The 17,932-nt window shown below is 68.6% G+C and carries 14 protein-coding genes; 2 read left to right on the top strand and 12 right to left on the bottom strand.

The window, feature by feature from the left end; all coding sequences use genetic code 11:
* Positions 1-33: 33 nt before the first annotated feature.
* The 4 genes from AC5P1B_RS21595 to AC5P1B_RS21580 all read right to left on the bottom strand — a co-directional run bounded on the left by AC5P1B_RS21595 (position 34) and on the right by AC5P1B_RS21580 (position 6,834).
* Positions 34-3,336 (bottom strand): hypothetical protein, encoded by a 3,303-nt coding sequence (locus tag AC5P1B_RS21595; RefSeq protein WP_493888964.1) that lies wholly within the window; start codon positions 3,334-3,336, stop codon positions 34-36.
* The gene (locus AC5P1B_RS21590; protein WP_493888963.1) at positions 3,333-4,586 is read right to left on the bottom strand and encodes a restriction endonuclease-related protein; all 1,254 of its coding nucleotides are present in this window, start codon (positions 4,584-4,586) and stop codon (positions 3,333-3,335) included. Before AC5P1B_RS21590 ends, AC5P1B_RS21595 begins: the two co-directional genes overlap by 4 nt.
* Positions 4,587-4,645: 59 nt before the next feature.
* On the bottom strand, positions 4,646-5,872 hold the full coding sequence (locus AC5P1B_RS21585) for a helix-turn-helix domain-containing protein (protein WP_493888962.1): 1,227 nt from the start codon (positions 5,870-5,872) through the stop codon (positions 4,646-4,648).
* A gap of 254 nt (positions 5,873-6,126) precedes the next feature.
* Positions 6,127-6,834 (bottom strand): creatininase family protein, encoded by a 708-nt coding sequence (locus AC5P1B_RS21580; protein ID WP_493888961.1) that lies wholly within the window; start codon positions 6,832-6,834, stop codon positions 6,127-6,129.
* 178 nt (positions 6,835-7,012) lie between these two features.
* Between AC5P1B_RS21580 and AC5P1B_RS21575 the strand changes: the two genes are divergently transcribed.
* Together AC5P1B_RS21575 and gltX are read left to right on the top strand one after the other, a co-directional pair.
* On the top strand, positions 7,013-7,621 hold the full coding sequence (locus tag AC5P1B_RS21575) for a restriction endonuclease (RefSeq protein WP_493888960.1): 609 nt from the start codon (positions 7,013-7,015) through the stop codon (positions 7,619-7,621).
* A gap of 228 nt (positions 7,622-7,849) precedes the next feature.
* Positions 7,850-9,226 carry a glutamate--tRNA ligase gene (gene gltX / locus AC5P1B_RS21570; protein WP_493889008.1) on the top strand — a complete coding sequence of 459 codons (1,377 nt, stop codon included), beginning with the start codon at positions 7,850-7,852 and terminating at the stop codon, positions 9,224-9,226.
* A 7-nt stretch (positions 9,227-9,233) separates the two neighbouring features.
* Here the strand turns inward: gltX and AC5P1B_RS21565 are convergent, their stop codons facing one another.
* Genes AC5P1B_RS21565 through AC5P1B_RS21530 form a run of 8 tightly spaced genes read right to left on the bottom strand, consistent with a single transcriptional unit; the run spans position 9,234 to position 17,926 of the window.
* Positions 9,234-10,220: a glycosyltransferase gene (locus AC5P1B_RS21565; protein WP_493888959.1), complete on the bottom strand. Its 987-nt coding sequence runs from the start codon at positions 10,218-10,220 to the stop codon at positions 9,234-9,236.
* Positions 10,217-10,831 carry an HD domain-containing protein gene (locus AC5P1B_RS21560; protein WP_493888958.1) on the bottom strand — a complete coding sequence of 205 codons (615 nt, stop codon included), beginning with the start codon at positions 10,829-10,831 and terminating at the stop codon, positions 10,217-10,219. Before AC5P1B_RS21560 ends, AC5P1B_RS21565 begins: the two co-directional genes overlap by 4 nt.
* Positions 10,832-10,836: 5 nt before the next feature.
* Positions 10,837-12,552: a carbamoyltransferase C-terminal domain-containing protein gene (locus AC5P1B_RS21555; RefSeq protein WP_493888957.1), complete on the bottom strand. Its 1,716-nt coding sequence runs from the start codon at positions 12,550-12,552 to the stop codon at positions 10,837-10,839.
* A gap of 23 nt (positions 12,553-12,575) precedes the next feature.
* Positions 12,576-13,373 (bottom strand): radical SAM protein, encoded by a 798-nt coding sequence (locus tag AC5P1B_RS21550; RefSeq protein WP_493888956.1) that lies wholly within the window; start codon positions 13,371-13,373, stop codon positions 12,576-12,578.
* 16 nt (positions 13,374-13,389) lie between these two features.
* The gene (locus tag AC5P1B_RS21545; RefSeq protein ID WP_493888955.1) at positions 13,390-14,508 is read right to left on the bottom strand and encodes a hypothetical protein; all 1,119 of its coding nucleotides are present in this window, start codon (positions 14,506-14,508) and stop codon (positions 13,390-13,392) included.
* A complete protein-coding gene (locus AC5P1B_RS21540; RefSeq protein WP_493888954.1) occupies positions 14,508-15,617 on the bottom strand; it encodes a radical SAM protein in 1,110 nt (369 codons plus the stop codon). Before AC5P1B_RS21540 ends, AC5P1B_RS21545 begins: the two co-directional genes overlap by 1 nt.
* 3 nt (positions 15,618-15,620) lie before the next feature.
* A complete protein-coding gene (locus tag AC5P1B_RS21535) occupies positions 15,621-16,619 on the bottom strand; it encodes a D-2-hydroxyacid dehydrogenase (RefSeq protein WP_493888953.1) in 999 nt (332 codons plus the stop codon).
* A complete protein-coding gene (locus AC5P1B_RS21530; protein ID WP_493888952.1) occupies positions 16,616-17,926 on the bottom strand; it encodes a glycosyltransferase family 4 protein in 1,311 nt (436 codons plus the stop codon). Before AC5P1B_RS21530 ends, AC5P1B_RS21535 begins: the two co-directional genes overlap by 4 nt.
* Positions 17,927-17,932 lie beyond the last annotated feature (6 nt).

The raw sequence follows: 17,932 nt of genomic DNA, 5'->3' as shown, positions 1-17,932 counted from the left end.
CACCAAGGGAGGGCGGGGGCAGATGTAGGTCGTTCAGAGCATCTCGCGATCGAGTCCTGCGTAGGTGAGAAATGCCTGAAGTGCTTGACCGTAGAGCTCATTCATGATCGCGCGCTGCTCGGGGTTCCAGTCGGCATAGATCTGCTTGATGATCGTGGCCAGATCGGAGCTGAACTTCTGGTCGTGGATGGCGTGGTCCACGATGTGCAGGGTCATGTCGGTTTCGCCGCGGCGGGCTCGTCCGGCGAGCTGAATGAGCAGGACGAGCATTCCTGCGACGAGTTCCTTGCGCAGGTCGTGGTCCATGTTGGAGAACCGGGCCGGGGAGCGGAGGATCTTGGAGAGTTGTTTCCAGGAGGCTTCCCCGGCGCGGCGCAACTCGGCCAGCGGGGCGTCGCTGCCGCCGACGGGGAGGGTGTTGACGCCGGCGGCGTTGACGCTCGCGTGCAGCCAGTCGGTGTCCTCGATGCTGAGGACGGGCCGGACACAGAGGTAGATGTCGCGGACTGCGGAGCGTGTGCCCACGACGATGTTCAGACCTCGTCCGATGACAGCGAGGGGGGCGATCAGGATCTCCCCGCGTTCGGGGAAGTCCTTCAGTTCCTCGCGGACCATCCTGTCCACGTGAGGAGGCAGGTGCTCCTCGTAGTTCTGTTTCTCTGCCTTCTTCACGAGCAGGCAGACTCGGTGGTTCAGACCGTCGGCTTGCGCCACTCCGGAAGCGAGGTGGGCGGCCTGCTCGTAGGAGTTGACGGTGAGAATGACACGTGCTCGCTCCGGCTCCCGTTTCTCCAGGTGGGTCAGGCGTCGGGCGAGCTGCTGCTCGTAAAGACCCCGCCCTAGATCTCGCAGGGCGTTGGGCTTCAGTTCCGGTGGCAGACCACCGATACGCATCGCGTCTCCGGCGCCACTGCGTACAGGGGTTGCGAGGGTGACGATGGATTCGGGGCGTGTATCGGGCAGCCACCATCGCACCGGGGCGTGGATGTGCTCTTGCACGGCCTGCGGCAAGTAGGCCGTGGCCGACAGTCCCATGACGGGACGCTGCACGCCGGCAGTCAACAGCGAGGTGAGGCCGCCGGGTTCGGAAACGAACGTATGCGGATCGCCTCCGAACGACCGGGAGAGGAGCTCGGCTTCCTTCTCCTTGTTGTCCATGCCTTTGACCTGGTAGCCGTGGATGGAGCGGCCCAGCATCGCCAAGGGGTACAGGGTGGCCACCGTGCTGCTGCGCATGGTCTCAAGGATCTTGCGGACCGAGCCCAGGTCCAGGTAACGCAGGGTCTGTGCCTGCGCGCGCAGTTCGTCGAGGGCGCCGTCGAGTTCGCGCAGCACCGTCCGGGTGACCAGCAGGTTGATCACAGCGGCCTGCCGGTGCGCGTCGGGCACGAGTCCGAGGAGAAGCTTGCGCATCTCGTCGCGGGTGTCCGTGAGATGGTCCTGACCGCGCTGCGCTGTGAGCGTCATCAGGGCGGTCTGCACGGCGTCCCAGTCCGCACCTTCGGGGAGGTCGAACTCTTCCTCGTCCGGCTCGGAGCCGTACCAGCGGGCGGGCATGATCTCGTTGAGGAAGGCGAACAGCTCGGGCGGGATGTCCTCGGCCGCAGTCGCCTCGGGGAAGAGGATCTGGAGGATCTCGCGGTCCCGTGAGTGGGCCAGACGCCAGCCGGTGTTGTCGCGGCCGGCACCGTCGGGGCCGTCCGTTTCGTTGCCGGGATTCAGCTTCAGCCCACGTCCGGAGCAGAGCCACAGCAGCAGCATCTCGGCCATGAGGCGGGCATGGCTGACCGGTGAGACGAGCCCCATCTCGTGGACAACGGGAAGGTTCTTCGCGTCGGAGTCGATCTCCCGCAGTGCGGTCGTCCTCTTTCGGGAGGCGAGAGTGATTTCCGAAGTGCAACGGCTGATCGCTGCTGTCTGGAAGGCGTCGATCTCGTCGATCACCAGGGCATCGCAGGCGCGCAGGGTCATCTCCAGGACGCTCATGCCCCGGGTGCCGCGCGCCTGACCGCGGAACTCCTGCCCGTCCAGCACGACACCGATGCGAGTGCGCCCTTCGAGCAGGTTCGCGTGGTTGGTGACGATGACGGCCGCGTTGGTGGCCCGGTAGAACTGCTGAAATTTGCCGCACGTCGGTGCGAACGGGCAGGTCAGCCGGTTGGAGCCAGTGGCCTCAGAGGTCAGCGAGGTGCAGTTCTCTTCCCCGTAGGGGTACAGGGTGGGCGGGTCCATCAGCGCCCGCTGCGCGCATCCGGTCGACAGAAGGCCGATGTCCGTCCTGGCACGACGGTCCCACTCGTCGATCTGGGTTGAGGTGCCCAGGGCTGCATAGTCCATGGCGCGCCGGTGCATGCTTGACGGGGACATCAACGGCGTGCAGTGAGTGGGCTCGACGAGCCGCTTGATCTTGTGGAGATAGGCCAGGTCGTTATTGATGTCCCAGGCCATCTCCAAGGTGGCCCGGACGTCTGTGACGGCGAGAGCGATGCGCCGGTCGTTCAGAGCAGCCCATGAGGCCAGAACCCTCACCAGGACGGTCTTGCCGCTTCCCGTGGGAGCGTTGAGCAGCTGCAGATCGCCGGCAGTCAGGTCGAGTTCGGTCATCGCGCCCGTCGTCGTCTTCATACTCTTGAAGAACCTCTTGAGCACCTTGTGCAGGTAGCGGACGCTCTTGTCCTGCCCGCTGAGCGTCTTGGCGACCTCCAACAGCTGCTCCACGGTCGGTGCGACCCGGTCACGCGGCGGCCGAGTGTGTACCTGAGGCAGGAACTCATGCCCGGGTGCTTCCCGAAAGTCGGGTGTGGCCGGGATGAAGATCTCCCTGCTGGTCGTGCCGTGCTCCGGGCCCAGGTAGGCAGTCCTCGTCTTCAGCTTTCCCGGGCCGGCGAACGCCTGGGCCTTGGGGCGCTTGCCGAAGGTGAAGAAGGGGCCGGTGACGCGTTGCACGAAGCCGAGATAGTCACCTCCCATCCGCGGGATCGCTGCGTCCGCCAGGTGTGGATCTCCGGGCGGCAAACGCAGCGAGCCTCCGGAGCGGTCGGCGATGTCCGGTTCTGATGACAGGGCTCCGAGCATGGCGAGCACCGAGGTCCGGAGCTTCTTCGGATCCGTCCACTCCTGGGCCATCAAGGTCATGACCTGACGGATGAGGTTTCGCTCTGTGGTGGGCAAGTTTGCCCATTCGGACCAGGCTTGCGGCTTTCGGTGCGCGAAGAACGTGGCTTCCTCGAAGCCAGCCAGAACGTGTCCCTCATCGTCCTTGCGTGGGAAGTAGTGGGCGGCCAGCGCAAGTGCGCCGGCGAGGCCGGCCTCCGTGCCCGTCATGTCGCCGCTCATGCCTGGCCCCCCTTGGCCTGGTTGATGACCATCTCCAGGTATTCGGTCGCGGTCATCGCCGCTTTCATCCTGTGTCTGCGGCACACCGCATCGAGCTGGTCCACTTGCTCGCTGCGGTGGTCGGGCACCACCAGATACTCGGCGCCGCCTCGGTCGCCGCCATCCAGGTCGAGTTTGCTGACTAGATGGTTGGACCAGGTGTAGTCCTTGAAGTCGGCCATGAACCGGGGTTCATCGTTGTCGGCGTGGGTCATCCACAGGTCGCACTGATCCCCGTTGGGCCACAGGTGCGACGTCCAGGGTGTGCCCTCGAGGCTGGCCGAGACTGCCCGATGCAGTGCCAGCTCGGGAAGTCCGGGGACCACCGTGTATCGCCACACGGGCCGCACCAGCACGACCGTATCCTCCACCGCTCGGGCCTCCGGCACGAGCGGAACGGCGCCGGTCCACAGCGAGGCGAAGCGGCCCGACGGCACTCGGCACTCGAACGTCGGGTGCAGCTCGGGAGCCGTTTTCCGGCGAGTGGTCACGACGAACTCGTATGACGCGCCTGTCTCATCGTGCCAGGGGTACAGGCAGCGTACTTGGCCGCGGATACGCCCGCTGGATCGGTCTGTCGTCACCTTCATCGGCCACTGACAGGCCGGACAGGGCCACCACCAGCCGCTGTACTGCGCGTATTGAGCGATGGGGCGGTAGAAGTCGTTCGCCCGGGAAGGCAGGTTGAGGGTAGCCAGATCCTTCCTCGGCACGGTCGGGTTCTCGACCAGCGTCCTGCGGTGCCTCTCGTAGAAGGGGCCCTTGATCGCGCTGAAGACGGATTCTTGGCTGTACTCGTCATCCAGCTTGGGCTTGGTGACCTGGCCGCTGAACTTCCCGACTTTCTCCGCGGCGCGCATGACACGCTGAGCCTCGTGCCGGAAGTCGAAGCCGTCCTCGGTTGCGACGCCGTCGCTCTCCAAGAGCCGTACACCGGCGAGCTCCTCAGCGTTGATCCACTCGGGTAGCAACCGCTCGAGGGACCCCGCCCGTTCACCGGTGAGTCTGCCCATCAATTCGTCGAAGGGGATGTGGTGTCCGGGGCCACATGCGGCCATCAGAATCCCGTGGGCTTCCATGAGGCGGTCCAGACGCCTGGGACCGGTCAGCTCCCCGGCAGCCACCGCGTGTTCACACACCGCGAATGCCTTGACGATTTCCAGCAGGACATGGGTCTGCTGGACCGTGGTCGTGTCTCCGTGTCGCATCATCGGTGGGGAGGCTACGACACCCCACTGACAATGGACCTCGGTGTCACTCCATCAGGTGGTCAGGTGAACATATTTGCGACCGAATCAACGTCGACGGTTGGATACAAAGACTGGTAGGTATCGATGTGGTCCTTGATATGGCGTCGGCCGGAATCGGTGAGGAACCAGCGGTACGGTCCGTGGTCCGCTCCATCAGGGAGACGCAGAACGATGAAGCCGCGGCTGGGTGTGCGCCCGTCGGGGCTCTGACCCACGGCAAGGTAGTGCGGTCCCCGTCCGGCGAGGCTGCCGTCCACACCTTGACTCCCTGCCCGCGCGACACGAACCACGATTTTCCACAGCCACGGCGACAGTAGTGCTGCGGGCGGTGCTGGAGCGGGCGTAACCCCGAGCGCTGCGCGTGCGACCGCTCTGCCGTGCCGAGTCATCTCTACGCGCGTACGCGGAACATCTCCCAGTCCATCGATGTACAGGCGATCCCGGTAGACGGTGATCAGGCCCCGCCTCTCCAGTGCGCTCACGGAGGACCCGGTCCCCGGATCGTGAATGCCGGCCTCCCGGAGTCGCTCCTGGATGCGAGTGAAGCCGACAAGGTCGGCTGGCGCACTGAGTGCCAAGGTCAGCCGTCGCCACGCTGCAGCGGGCTGCTGGGCCTCCCCTGCATAGCGGCTCTGGCGCTGTTCCTCTTCCGCTTCCTGATCCTGATGGAAGATGCACGTCAGGTAGCTGCGCTGCCGCTCGTTAAGCTCACACCAGGTTGTCACTGCTCTCTCGGACGCGTTGCGAGGTCGACGAGCTGGAAGCGCGGGGGCCGCGTCGTTCGGGCGCGTGCGGCGCCAGGCATCAGTGACTACGCGGTCAGGAACTCCGTAGACCTGGGCCAGCATCCGTGCCACTCGGCCTTGGGTTTCGGGCGAGAGCCAAGTCCGCCCGCGCACCGGGCGGCCACGCTCAAGGTCACGTATCTTCTCAGCGCTGATGTGCAGACCTTGCGATGCTCGTTTACGGCGAAGCAGCGAAGCGACCTCTGCGGTACTCATGCCCGCCCGACGACGCAGGTCCTGCAGCGTCTCGGTCCCCCGTTCGCCCGCAGTCAAGTCTTGCGCATCACAGCGCAGCACCTTCAGTAGCCGCCCGAAAGCTCGGTCGCTTACCGCTTGCGTCCCGGCCTCCCAGCGACGTACGGACGCAGGTGAGACGCCAGTGGCTTCGGCCAGCTCCTTCACGCTCATACCTCGGAACTCACGCTGCTGTTCCAGAGCCTGAGGAGTGAGGGACTGTGCCATGCCTCCCAGCAAAACGCAGTCGACGGGCCGGAGCAACCACCATCCAGACTCGAAAGGTATGGAGCCAGCCGCATGCTCCCCGTAGAGACCCATTCGGAAGGCGTCTGAGTAGGGCCACCCGGAACCCGGTGTTCGTCTCAGTAGCCCGTGCCTCGTTCGTGGTGCCCCCGCCCGCCCTGCTGCATGCTGCTGTCAGCCGCCGCTCCCCGTGCCCGCCGCCGCGCTGCAGGGCATGACCCCATCCCTGTGTCAGCTCATTCGGCTAGCACATCGAGGTGTGCTGAGAAGCTCGATCGCAGGCTTTCCAGGACCGCCTTTCCCTTCTCAGCGGTGGCGAGCGAGGGGAAGCCGATCACCCCGGACCGCGTGTACTCGGTCATTCCCTGGACCAGGAGGAAGGGCCGCTGCCGGCTGTCGTGGTCCGCGTCGTCGTAGCCCTCGCGGACGAGCTCGGGAGCGGCGTGGAGCAGGATCGAGGTCTCGATCTCGCCGGCATGCATGTCCGCGTGCCTGTCGGACTCGAGGCCGCCGTACTCACGGGCACGGTCCCAGTCGAGGCCGAGAGGGAAGAGGGAGACCGCTGGCCCGTCGACGTTGGCTTCCTGGACCACGTTCGACAGGACGTAGTTCCCGCCGTGGCCGTTGACGATCACCAGCTTGTGGATGCCAGAGCGGGCGAGGGAGGCGCGGATGTCGTCGATCACGACGTAAAGGGTCCTGGCGCTGATGCTGACGGTGCCAGGGAAGGCCGCGTGCTCGTGGCTGCACGAGATGGTGATGGGCGGGAGCAGGTGGACGGGGTAGGCGCCGGCGATCTCCTGGGCGATGACGCACGCGATCGCCGTGTCGGTGATCAATGGAAGGTACGTGCCGTGCTGCTCGAAGGAGCCGACTGGGAGCACGGCGACGCGGGGCCGCAGCGCCTGGACATCGGTGCTCGTGGCGGTCGGCAGCAAGTTCACGGTGCTCCCCCTGGGCGGCTCGGTACGCGTACGACCGATTGTGTCGTGCCCCTGTCGGCGCTCTACCGGTATCCACCAGGGAGGAGCTCAAGCAACGAGACCAGCCATTGGCTGAACTGCGCCCTTCTCGGACACCTCACCCTTCCCGAGACTGCTGCACTGGACGAGGAGGGGCGCCATGGCAGCGGCACGGAAGCGGCGAGGAACAGCGGCGCGGGAGCGTCGAGAGCGGCGACTCCGCGGCGGAGTCATTGCCGGGGGCGCGAGTGTCGTCCTCGTGGTGGCCTTCTGGAGCGTGATCTGGCCCTATCTCGTCGCTGCGCTCGTTCTCGGTGGCGTCTCCGGCGGTGGGTGGTGGTCGTGGCGCACCGATCGGTTCATCAGGGGCGGTGATCGGCAGTGGCGGCATGACGAGGCCGTGAGGGCAGGGCAGCGGACGCTTGCCGAGGTCGACGCGATGACGGGAACGGAGTTCGAGGACTTCGTCGTGGACCTGTGCCGGCGCGATGGGCGCACCGACGTGCGGAGGGTCGGTGGCTCGCATGACAACGGAGCAGACGTTCTGGGGATCCTTCCCGACGGGCGGAGCATGGTGATCCAGTGCAAGCGGTACACGCCCAAGAGCAAGATCCCCAGCCGGGAGGTGCGGGACCTGCTCGGCGCGAGGGTGCACTTCAAGGTCGACGTGGCGATCTTCGTGGCCACCACGTACTTCAGCGGGCCGGCTGAGAAATTCGCCACGGAGAACGACATCCTCGCCGTCCATCGCGATCACCTCGGGCTCTGAAACAACGGGGCCTCGCTGCCGTCGCTCGGTGCGGTGAACGGCCTGGGACAAGGGGACCGGCGGCACCGGGAGCGGTGGAAAGAGACGTACGAGTAGGGGGCGAGGACGGCTGGAAAACGACGGTCCGGAGGTAGGTGGAGTGGTCCGGGGCGGCCGTCCTGCGTCGGTACCCTGTAGCGCATGTCTACTGCCCCGGTTCGCGTTCGTTTCGCCCCGTCCCCGACCGGCATGTTCCATGTCGGTGGTGCACGGTCCGCTCTCTATAACTGGGCGGTGGCGCGACAGTCCGGCGGCACGTTCGTCCTGCGGATCGAGGACACCGACGCGGCCCGGAACAAGCCGGAGTGGATCGACGGGATCATCAACGCGCTCGCGGCGATCGGCATCCACGGCGAGGACGCGGCCTTCGAGGGGCCGTACTTCCAGTCCCACAACGCCGACCGGCACCGCGAGGCTGCCCAGCAGCTCTTCGCGGCCGGCCGAGCGTACTACTGCGACTGTACCCGGGAGCAGCTGAAGGAGCGCACCGGGTCGGACCACCTCGGCTACGACGGGTTCTGCCGCGATCGTGGGCTGGCCTTCGAGGAGGGCCGGGCACTGCGGTTCCGGACGCCGGACGAGGGCGAGACCGTCGTGGTCGACCTCGTTCGCGGGGAGCCTGCGTTCCCGAACAGCGCGATCGAGGACTTCGTGATCGCCCGTGGTGACGGGTCCCCGGTCTTCCTGATCGCCAACGTCGTCGACGACCTGGACGAGGGCATCACGCAGGTCATCCGCGGCGAGGAGCACCTGTCGAACACGCCGAAGCAGCAGCTGCTGTGGGAGGCGCTCGGCGCCAAGCCGCCGGTGTGGGCGCACCTGCCGGTGATCGTGAACGAGAAGCGGCAGAAGCTGTCCAAGCGCCGCGACAAGGTCGCGCTGGAGGACTACCTCGCCGAGGGCTTCCTGCCCGAGGCGATGGTGAACTACCTCATGCTCCTGGGCTGGGGCCCTGGCGACGACCGGGAGATCATGCCGTACGAGGAGCTGGAGCAGCTCTTCCGGATCGAGGACGTCAACACCGCGCCGGCCTTCTTCGACGTGAAGAAGCTGACGGCGTTCAACGGCGACTACATCCGCGCGCTGTCCCCGGAGCAGTTCGCCAACGCCTGCGCGCCGTGGCTCGTCGCCCCGTACGCGCCGTGGGCCCCGGAGGCGTTCGACAAGGACCTCTTCGAGGTGGCGGCCCCGCTGGCCCAGACCCGACTGGCGCTGCTGTCGGAGATCACCAGCTACGTGGACTTCCTGTTCCTCCATGAGCCGGTCGAGAACGAGGCGTCGTGGAACAAAGCGATGAAGGCCGGCGCCGGCGACATCCTGTCCGACGCCCGTGCCGAGCTGGCCACCGTCGCCGAGTGGAAGGCGGACGACCTGAAGGCCGTCCTGCTCGCCGTCGGCGAGAAGCACGGCCTCAAGCTGGGCAAGGCCCAGGCGCCCATCCGGGTCGCGGTCACCGGTCGCACGATCGGACTCCCGCTGTTCGAGTCCATGGAGCTGCTCGGCCGGGACCGCGTGCTGGCCCGTCTGGACGCGGCGGCCAAGAAGCTGGCTGCCGCGCAGGCGTAGCCGTAGGTCAGGCGACCTTCGCGAGGAGGTCGCCCCAGGCGTTGCCGAAGTAGTTCAGATCGAACCGGGCCAGGGCCTCGTACGCGGCCTTGGCCTCGGTCTGGCGCGCCGCCGCGCGTTCCCGGACCTGCGCCGGCAGGCGGCCGAGGTCCGGGGCCGGCTGGCCGGTCAGTGCGGCGAGGTCACCCAGGCCGGCCACGGGGCGGATCAGGCAGGGCAGGCCGAGCAGCAGGGCCTCCGCCGCGCAACGGCTCCAGCCCTCCCGCATCCGGGGGAGGAAGACGCCGACGTCGCACGCGCACAGCAGCCGCAGGTACCGCTCGCGCTCCACGTCGTAGTGGGCGCCGTCGAAGCCGATGGTGTTGCTGCCGCTCGTGATCACCCGCAGCCCGGGGTCGCCGGCCAGGGCCGCCGAGACCTCCTCGGTTCCCTTCCAGTGCACGGCCTTGCCCGCGTATACGCCGATCACGTCCGGCGACAGACCGAACTCTGCGCGGCACTCGGTCCGGTCGAAGCCGCGGGCCCGCTCGACCTCCGTCATGTCGAAGGCGTTGTAGATCACCCGTACGTTGTGGACGCCTCGGGCCCGGAGGAAGTCAGCCCAGTACGGGGCGACGCACACCACGGCGGCGCACTGCGGAAGCACCCGGAACAGCCGCTCCCAGAGCATGGCCTCTACGGGAGCGGAGTCGTGCTGCAACGGCTCGTAGTGGTGCAGGAGGAACACCGTGCGGGCCCGCATCTCGGGCGTGAAGAGCAGCAAGCTCAGGTCGTCCCACACGAAGGTGCCGGTGGTGACGTCGAGTGCCCGGATGGTTGGGGCGAGCCGGGCGAGGTGGCGGAGCTTGCGCCAGCGGCGGACGCGGTGGGTGCGCTTGTGGTCCGGGACCGTGCGCCACTCGACGTCGTCGGCCGTCGCCTCGTGGAGCATCCGTAAGTAGACCCGGCCGCCAGTTCGGCCGACCGGCGCCATCGAGTAGACGACGCGCTTCACGGACGTACCTCCTGTTGGTGTTGGACGTACTCGGCGTGGAGCAGCGTGTGCATGGCCGCCAGGTGGGGGTTGAGGCCGCGGGCGGCGTCGGCGAGCGGTAGGTAGAAGTCCTCCAGGCTCTGGAGGAACCGCCGGCGCCTGTCGGCGTTGGGCGAGGCGGCGAGGTCGCGCAGGTTGTGGAGGCGGTCGGCGAGTCGGACGAGGAGGCCCTCGGACGGGAGTGCGGCCTGCTTGAAGCGCCAGCTGGCTTCGTCGCCGGCGGCCTTGGGGCGCTGTTCGAGGCGGTGGTCCGCCGACATGGCACGCAGACGGGAGGTGAACGGTCCGCCGAGGTGCTGGACGAGCAGCGCCTCCGATTCGGGGGCCACCTCCAGGGCGTCGTGGAGGAGGGCGAGGAGCAGGGTCTCGGGGTGGCTGACCCTGACCTCCGTCCTCAAGAGCGTGATGATGGCCAGGGGGTGTTCCAGGTACGGGGTGCCCTGGTCGCGGGTGTGGCCGTCATAGACGTCGATGGCGAGGGTGCCGGCGACGCGGGCGCGGGACTGCTCGTCCGTACTCCACGCGGCGGCGCCGAGGACGGTCAGGACGTGGTCCAGGTCGATGGGGTTCATCCGCCTCACCTCGTACGGAGGGTTGTGGCATGGGGGTCGGGCACGTGGTCGGCGAGCAGCAGGGTGTCCCCGACCGCCAGGGCGTCGAGGCCGAGGTCTGCCGCCGCTGCCACGGCCTGCTCGGCGGTCCGCAGGATCGGGGTGCCCTTGCGGTTGAAGGAGGTGTTCAGCAGCAGCGGAAGTCCGGTGCGTTCGTGGAACTGCTCCAGGAGTTCGTGCAGGCCCTGGTGGTCGGCGGCGACGGACTGCACGCGGGCGGTGCCGTCGTGGTGGGTGACCGCGGCGATGCGGCCCGCTCGGCATCGGGGGACGCGGGCGACACGGTTCATGAAGGGGTCGCCCGCCGACATGAACCACTCCGTGGCGTGCTCGGCGAGGACGGCTGGCGCGAAGGGGCGGTATGCGGCTCGCTTCTTGATCGCGTTGAGCCGGTCGCGCGTGGCGGCGTGGCCGGGGTGGGCGAGGATCGAGCGATGGCCGAGGGCTCGCGGTCCGAATTCGAGCTGTCCCTGCACCCAGCCGACGATGTGGTGTCCTGCGAGGAGCATGGCCACCGTGGGCGCCAGACCCGGGCCGAGGTCGGTCAGCGCACGGTACCCGGTCGGCACCGCAGTGGCAGGCAGGGTGCCCGGGTGCGGGCCCCAGGCCGCGTCGGTCGGCACCGGGAGGCGCTCCTGCCCGAGCTGGTAGTGCCAGCCGTAGAGCGCGGCGCCGACGGCGGTGCCGGCGTCGTGCGGGGCTGGGGCCACGAAGAGGGTGTCGAAGCCGCTGTCGGCGGCCAGCTGGCCGTTCAGGTGGGAGTTCAGGGCGCACCCACCCGAGAACACCAACGTGGATGTCCTGGTGAGCCGTTGCAGGTGGCGGGCGATGTGGACGACGGCTTCGGCGAAGACCTCCTGGACGGCGGCGGCTAGGTCGGCCCGCTTGTGTTCCGGCTGCTCCGCGGCGTTGTCGGCGGTCCAGGCACGGCCGCCGAGCAGCAGCGGTGTGCTGCTGTCCGCCGAGCCCCAGGGGTGGTCGATGCGGACCTCGCCGTCGTCGCCGAGCCGGATCAGCTCGCGGATCTGCGCTCCGTAGTGCTGGGGATCGCCGAAAGCCGCGAGCGCCATCATGCTGCCCTCGGGCTCGTCGCCGGGCGGGATTACCCGCCGCGCGAGGTTCCGGTAGAAGTGCCCGAGGGAGGAATGGACGCGCCGGGGTCCGGCCGGGCTGGGGACGACGGTCGGCATGCCCTGGTGGAGGCGGTCGATGCGATCGGGTTGCAGGTCGTACCCGGTGATGCGCTCCCGGCCAGGGCCGAAGTCGAAGCCGAGAGAGGAGCCGCCGGCGTCGATGACGAGGCCCGCCGCGTGGTCGTGGCCGGAGAGCAGGTAGCCGGAGAGCACGTGCGCCGTGTGGTGGGAGAGAAGGCGGAGGTGTTCGCCAAGCGGGGCGGGTAGGAGGGCGGCGAGTTCGTCTCGCTCCTCGGCCAACCACCAGCCGGCGGCGGGGTTGGGGCGCATGGAGGCGGCCCAGACGGCGTCGACGTCCTGCGGTTCGAGGCCAGCGGCCTCCAGGCACCACTGGAGCGCGCGGGTCGGGGAGGTGAGCGTGCCCTTGCGGGTGGGGTGGTTGTGCTTGACGCCGCTCCAGCGTTCCTCCTCGGCCGCGTAGAGGCGACCGTCGACGAGTAAGGCGGCGCTGGTGTCGTGGTGGAAGTTCAGTCCGAGGACTGCGGGCATGGTGGTGTACCTCCGGTCTGGGGTCAGACGGTGAGGGCCGGGGCGGGGAGGAGGGCGGCGCCGGAGTCGGTGTACTCGTGGCAGCGCAGGCAGAACCGGAAGTGGTGGCCTCGGGGCGCGAACACCTTGGCCGCGAAGTCCTCGTCCCAGATGCTGAATTCGCTGTCGTCCTTCGCCATGGCGTTGAAGCAGCGGTAGCAGGAACCGTCCATCTCGATCATCAGGTGTTGGTCGAGGTAGCGGTCGCAGATGCCACGGAGCTCGTTGGCCGGCTGGCCGACGTCGACGTGGTGCACGTGGTTGGTGACGTGGATGGCGCCGTGTCTGTCGCACAGCCTCGCGAGCTGCGTGAGGCGGGTGGAACTGATGCCTTCCAGGACGCTGTTGATGACCACCGTCTTGCCAGCTTTGCGGAGACGGGGCACGACGGCGTGGACCTCGTCGTAGTTCTCGTGCTCGTCGTCGCAGCCGATGAGGACCTGGTCGTACGAACGGAGGGTGGCCTCCATGATCCGCTTGTTGCGGGCCAGCGTGATGGCGTTCGTGCCCAGGACCATGACCTTGTCCGGCAGGCGGGTGCGGGCCGCGTCGCTGAGGGCGGGGAAGTCCCGGTGCACGGTGGGCTCGCCGCCGTTGATGTGCAGCTGCTGGAAAGGGATGGTCTCCAGCCGGGACAGGATGGTGGAGAACAGCTCCATGGACATGTTCTCGCCCTGGGCGCCGTCGGCGAAGATGCAGAAGTCGCAGGACCGGTTGCACTTCGTCGTGATCTTGATCTTCGCCGTCTTCAGGGCACGGGGCAGGGGCGCACGCGCGGGCATGGCGGGACTCCTTGTGTCAGGGATGGACGTCAGCGGGGGTGAGGCTGAGGAAGTCCTGCACGGTGGACTTCTGCCGGTGCCAGAGCGCGAGGGTCGCGCGCAGGATGCCGGCGGTGGTCGGGCCGGTGGGGATCAGTGCCACCATCCGGGCGGCCAGCCGCTGGGCAGAGGTGCTCTCGTACGCCGCGAGCGCGTTCAAGGTCCGTGCGGCGGCTCGGAGTTCCTTCGCCTCGCGTCGGATCAGGTAGTCGGTCGCCACGCCGGGCGGCGGTTCGAGGTAGTACAGCCAGCGGGCGACGCGTACGCGGAGCATCCCGGCGGTCATCACCCAGTCGGTACGGGCGTGCTCTTCGTCCTGGCCGGCGAAGCGGTCCGCGTCGGGGACGCGGCGCATGGCCGCCTCCAGGGCGACGTGGGCCGTGCGGAGCAGGTGACGCGGACTCCGAGGACGGGCATTGGGGCGGTCTTCGGCGTGCCCGAGGAACAACTCGGCGTACCCGTCCAACCCGTCCGGCCGCCACTGCGTGAGCGCGGCCGTCTTGCCGGGGCACCGGGTCCGTGTCGCGAGCGCGGCTGCGGCGAACCAGCACGGGGCGAGGTAGTGCCAGGCCACGCAGTGGCGCCGGTACGCGGCGATGTCCTCCACCACGTTGTCGGTGCTGTCCGCGGCCAGCTGGTACTGACCGCCCAGCCGGGCCTGGAGGATGCCCCGGTAGAACCGCTCGTCGACCTCGCACCACGGCGCCATCTGCGCCCGGGACTTCCAACGCTGGAAGTCCCGTGGGCTCCCGCTGATCAGCGACCAGGTCGCGAGCTCGGGCGCGGAGACGAACCGGCCGTCCGCCTCGGGCACGGTGAATGCGAACCCGGGCGGATGCTCCAGGAGACGTCGGTGGGATACCTCCCGGCCGACCGCAGCGGTGTGTGCTGCGGCCAGGCGGTGGTTCCACTCCTCCCAGTCCGCCGGAGCCTGGGCGAGGAGGACCCGTACGTCGATGTCGGAGTGGGGAGCCAGCAGGTCGGCCGACTGCCACTTGTGGGTGAGCATCACCGCCCCGACGCCATGGGTCTCCAGCTCACGTTCGTACAGCGCTCCGAGCCCCGGATACAGGGGCGGCGCCTCAACCATGACCATCACCGCTCCCCGGCGGAGGCGCGGGCACAGGCGGGCTGGGCCGTGTTCGTGGTGAGGAGGGGGAGCAGAGGCAGGACCGGGGTGCCTTCGGGGCGCTCCATCCTGTCCCAGCGCAGGTCGTAGTCGACGTAGTGGAAGCCCTGCCAGGCGTCGTTGGTGTTGCGGTCGAGCATGGCCTGGAAGAGATGGGCGAAGGCGTCGCCGAGGGTGCCTTCGACGAGATGGGGCTTCAGGGGGATGTCGCGGTTGTGGAGGATGCAGGGGCGGGCGACGCCCGTGGGTGTGATCTTGATGCGGTTGGCGTCGGAGCAGGTGGCGCAGCTGGAGTTGGAGATGAAGCCGATCGAGCCCGCCCAGCCGTCGGGGCGGAGGTACTGCCCGGGGCTGCGGACGCCGAGTTCGTCCCTGCGTACCTCGCCGGCGTTCGCGAACCATTCGTGGAGGCGGTCGCGTACCTCCGCCTCGTTGATGAACTCGGTGTCGAAGAGCGCCTGGGCGGGGCCGATGTTCTGGAGCTCGATCAGCCGGACGGCGATGGGCAGGTCGTGGGCGAGTTCGGCCACGGCGAAGGCGTCGTCCAGGTAGGTGCGCTGGAGAACGCAGTTGATCTTCACGCGCAGGCCGAGGGAGAGGGCGGTGTCGAGGGTGCGCCGGGTGATGCGCGGGTCGCCGCCGCCCATGATCTCGGCGGACCGGGTGGGGTCGAGGCTGTGGAGGCTGAGGTTGAGGTACGTCAGGCCGGCCTGGTGGAGCTTCTCGACGCTTAGTCCGCGGGGCAGGTTGCCGTGGCTGGTCATGCCGATCGCGGCGTCGGGCCCGAGGCCGTCGGCGAGGCCCGCGATCACGTCGAGGATGTCCGCCCGCAGGGTCGGCTCCCCGCCGGAGGAGTGCGCCTTCTTGATTCCCCAGGCGCCGGCCTCGGCGGCGATGGCCGCGTAGTCGGAGGCGGTCAGGGGACGGTCCTTGTGCCCGTAGTCCGGCATGCAGCGGGGCTTGCAGAACACGCAGTCCAGGTTGCAGAGCGAGTTCAGGGTGAAGGCCAGGTAGGGGTGGTTGCGGCCGGTCGCGGCGAAGGCGGCGGCCAGGTCGCGCTGGGGTGCGGTGGGCATCGGTCAGCCTCCTACGAGGGGAAAGCGGGCAGCGGGTACCTCGGCCAGTCCGTTGAGCGGCTGGTCGGTGAGGTAGCGGCGCAGGTTGTCGGCGAAGAATGCGACCGCCTCGTTCATGTACGTGCGGCTGAGCGTGGAGCTCTTCGGCGTGAGGACGACTCGGGGGTGGAGCCGCAGGTGATGGCGGGCGGGCAGGGGTTTCGGGTTGAAGACGTCCAGGGCGGCGCCGCGAAGGTGGCCGGTGTTGAGGGCGGCCAGGAGGGCCGCTTGGTCGACGGTCGACGCGCGGCCGAGGTTGAGGAAGAGGGACCTGGGCTTGAACGCCGTGAAGAGACCGTGGTCGAAGAAGCGGTCCGTGGCCCGGGTGGCGGGCAGCAGATCGACCACGACGTCGGCGACGGAGACCGCCTGGTGAACCGCCGAGGTGTGCATCCACGTGATCCCGCCCTCGGGGGCGATCTTCGGCGTCCGCCGTACGCCGATTACGTCCATGCCGAAGGAGCGGGCCGCACGAGCGAGATGTCCGCCGATACTGCCGCAGCCGACGATGGTCACCGTCGCCCCCGCCAGGTCGAAGAACTCCTCGGCCAGGTCGTCCTTCCACCAGGTCCGATTCCGCTGGGCGAGCTGGCTCATGAACAACCCGCGTGAGAAGCCCAGGACCATCCCCATGGCGTGCTCGGCCATGGGCCTGCCGTGGAACCCGTACGAGCGGGTCAGAGCCACCCCGACGGAGTGGGCCTCTGCGACGGGCAGGTGGTCGGTGCCGGCGGCTGGGGAGGCGATCCACCGCAGATGAGGCGCGCCGAACAGCCACGACGGCTCGAACCTCCAACCGAAGTAGACGTGTGCTTCGGCCAGCTGGTGCGGCACGGCCTCTGCGGTCGCCGTACGGAACTCGACACCGGGGAAGGCGGCGGACAGTGCCCTCTCGTGCTCGGCGGACAACCGCCAGAAGGAGTGCGGGGACTCCAGGCTGATCAACACCACCGGCCGGTTCATCGCGCTCGGCCCTCCACGCTGGACGCCGGCACCAGAGCCCATGGGGCGATGCGTTCGATGACGGAACCGATGCTGGCCTCGTAGTCGTGGCGCGAGCGCACCAGGGCCGCCCCAGCGCTCCGGAGCCGGTCGCGTTCGCGGGGCAGGACGGTCAGGGCGCGGTGGAGCGCGGAGGCCAGGGACCTGGCGTCACGGGGTGCGGCGGTGAAGCCGGTCTCGCCCTCGACGACGGTCTGGGCCAGCCCGCCGGCCGTGGTTGCCACCACCGGACCCGCTCCAGCTGCGAACGCCTCCAGGGGGATGCGACCGAAGGGCTCCTCTCGGGAGGGAACGACGACCGCGCGCAGGGCCGGGTTGTGTAGCCAGGCGCGGATCGCGGGGGTGAAGCGCGTGATCAGGGTCGCGTCCAGGCCGTACGCGAGGATGCGCGCCGCCAGGTCCTCCTGGTACGAGGTCGGGCGCTCGTGCTCGTCCGAGGTCACCGCCGCCAGGACCAGGTGCGGGGCGCGGAACCCGCGCTCCTTGAGGAGGTGCAGCGCCTCCAAGAGGTCGTCGAAGCCCTTCGTCGGCACGGCACGGCCCATGGCGAGAAGAAATCCGGCGCGGGCCTTGAAGGGCAGGGGCGGCGCGCTCGTCGGCCGGACCATCTCCTCGTGGATCAGCCCGTTCGGGACGCTCACGATGCTTCCCCGGGGGACGGCGTAACTGACGACGAGGTGGCCCCGCATGTGGGAGGAGATGGCGCCGATCCGCCCGCCTCGGACGGTCGCCGCCCGCAGCGCGTCCCGCTCCCAGCGGACTCGGGACCTGTCCTTGGGCCTCGTCAGCGCCGTCGTGGAGCGGGGTACGAGCAGCAGGTCCGTGGTCGGCGACGTGTAGGGGGCCAGCCCGAGGAACGGGATGTCGAGGCCGATGAGGAGGCACCGGCTCGCGCGGTCGGCGATGCGTACCACCGCTTCGCCCGCCAGGTCGCACATCTGCACGGAGCCGTGGATCGAGTCCGGCGCCGCCTGGACCTCCGGGATCGTGATGACGTCGGCCTCGGCCTGCCGCAGCATCTGTTGGACCTCGCCGGTCCACCGCCGATCGTGCGCTCCCCCGCTCTGCGGAACGTGGGGGGTGATCACGGAGAGGCGGCCCGGCGGCAGCAGGCGGGCCAGCGCCGTGAGGAAGGCGCGGTTACTGAAGCCGGTGCCCGACGCAGCGCCGTAGAACCCCTCGTGGAGGGCGACGACGACCCGGGGCCGGCGGACCACCTCCGATATGGCCGTGGGCGGGGGTGGTGGAGTCGCATGGTCGATGCGCACCGTGTG

The sequence above is a fragment of the Streptomyces sp. A01 genome, from assembly GCF_059026195.1.
Note: the sequence above shows the minus strand (reverse complement) of the source record. Positions and strands in the feature narration are given on the sequence as shown.

Bases quoted from the DNA above. Each gene is read 5' to 3' on its own strand.
- AC5P1B_RS21595 (WP_493888964.1), bottom strand. From the start codon at position 3,336: ATGAGCGGCGACATGACGGGCACGGAGGCCGGCCTCGCCGGCGCACTT.
- AC5P1B_RS21590 (WP_493888963.1), bottom strand. From the start codon at position 4,586: ATGATGCGACACGGAGACACGACCACGGTCCAGCAGACCCATGTCCTG.
- AC5P1B_RS21585 (WP_493888962.1), bottom strand. From the start codon at position 5,872: ATGGCACAGTCCCTCACTCCTCAGGCTCTGGAACAGCAGCGTGAGTTC.
- AC5P1B_RS21575 (WP_493888960.1), top strand. From the start codon at position 7,013: ATGGCAGCGGCACGGAAGCGGCGAGGAACAGCGGCGCGGGAGCGTCGA.
- gltX (WP_493889008.1), top strand. From the start codon at position 7,850: ATGTTCCATGTCGGTGGTGCACGGTCCGCTCTCTATAACTGGGCGGTG.
- AC5P1B_RS21560 (WP_493888958.1), bottom strand. From the start codon at position 10,831: ATGAACCCCATCGACCTGGACCACGTCCTGACCGTCCTCGGCGCCGCC.
- AC5P1B_RS21555 (WP_493888957.1), bottom strand. From the start codon at position 12,552: ATGCCCGCAGTCCTCGGACTGAACTTCCACCACGACACCAGCGCCGCC.
- AC5P1B_RS21550 (WP_493888956.1), bottom strand. From the start codon at position 13,373: ATGCCCGCGCGTGCGCCCCTGCCCCGTGCCCTGAAGACGGCGAAGATC.
- AC5P1B_RS21545 (WP_493888955.1), bottom strand. From the start codon at position 14,508: ATGGTCATGGTTGAGGCGCCGCCCCTGTATCCGGGGCTCGGAGCGCTG.
- AC5P1B_RS21540 (WP_493888954.1), bottom strand. From the start codon at position 15,617: ATGCCCACCGCACCCCAGCGCGACCTGGCCGCCGCCTTCGCCGCGACC.
- AC5P1B_RS21535 (WP_493888953.1), bottom strand. From the start codon at position 16,619: ATGAACCGGCCGGTGGTGTTGATCAGCCTGGAGTCCCCGCACTCCTTC.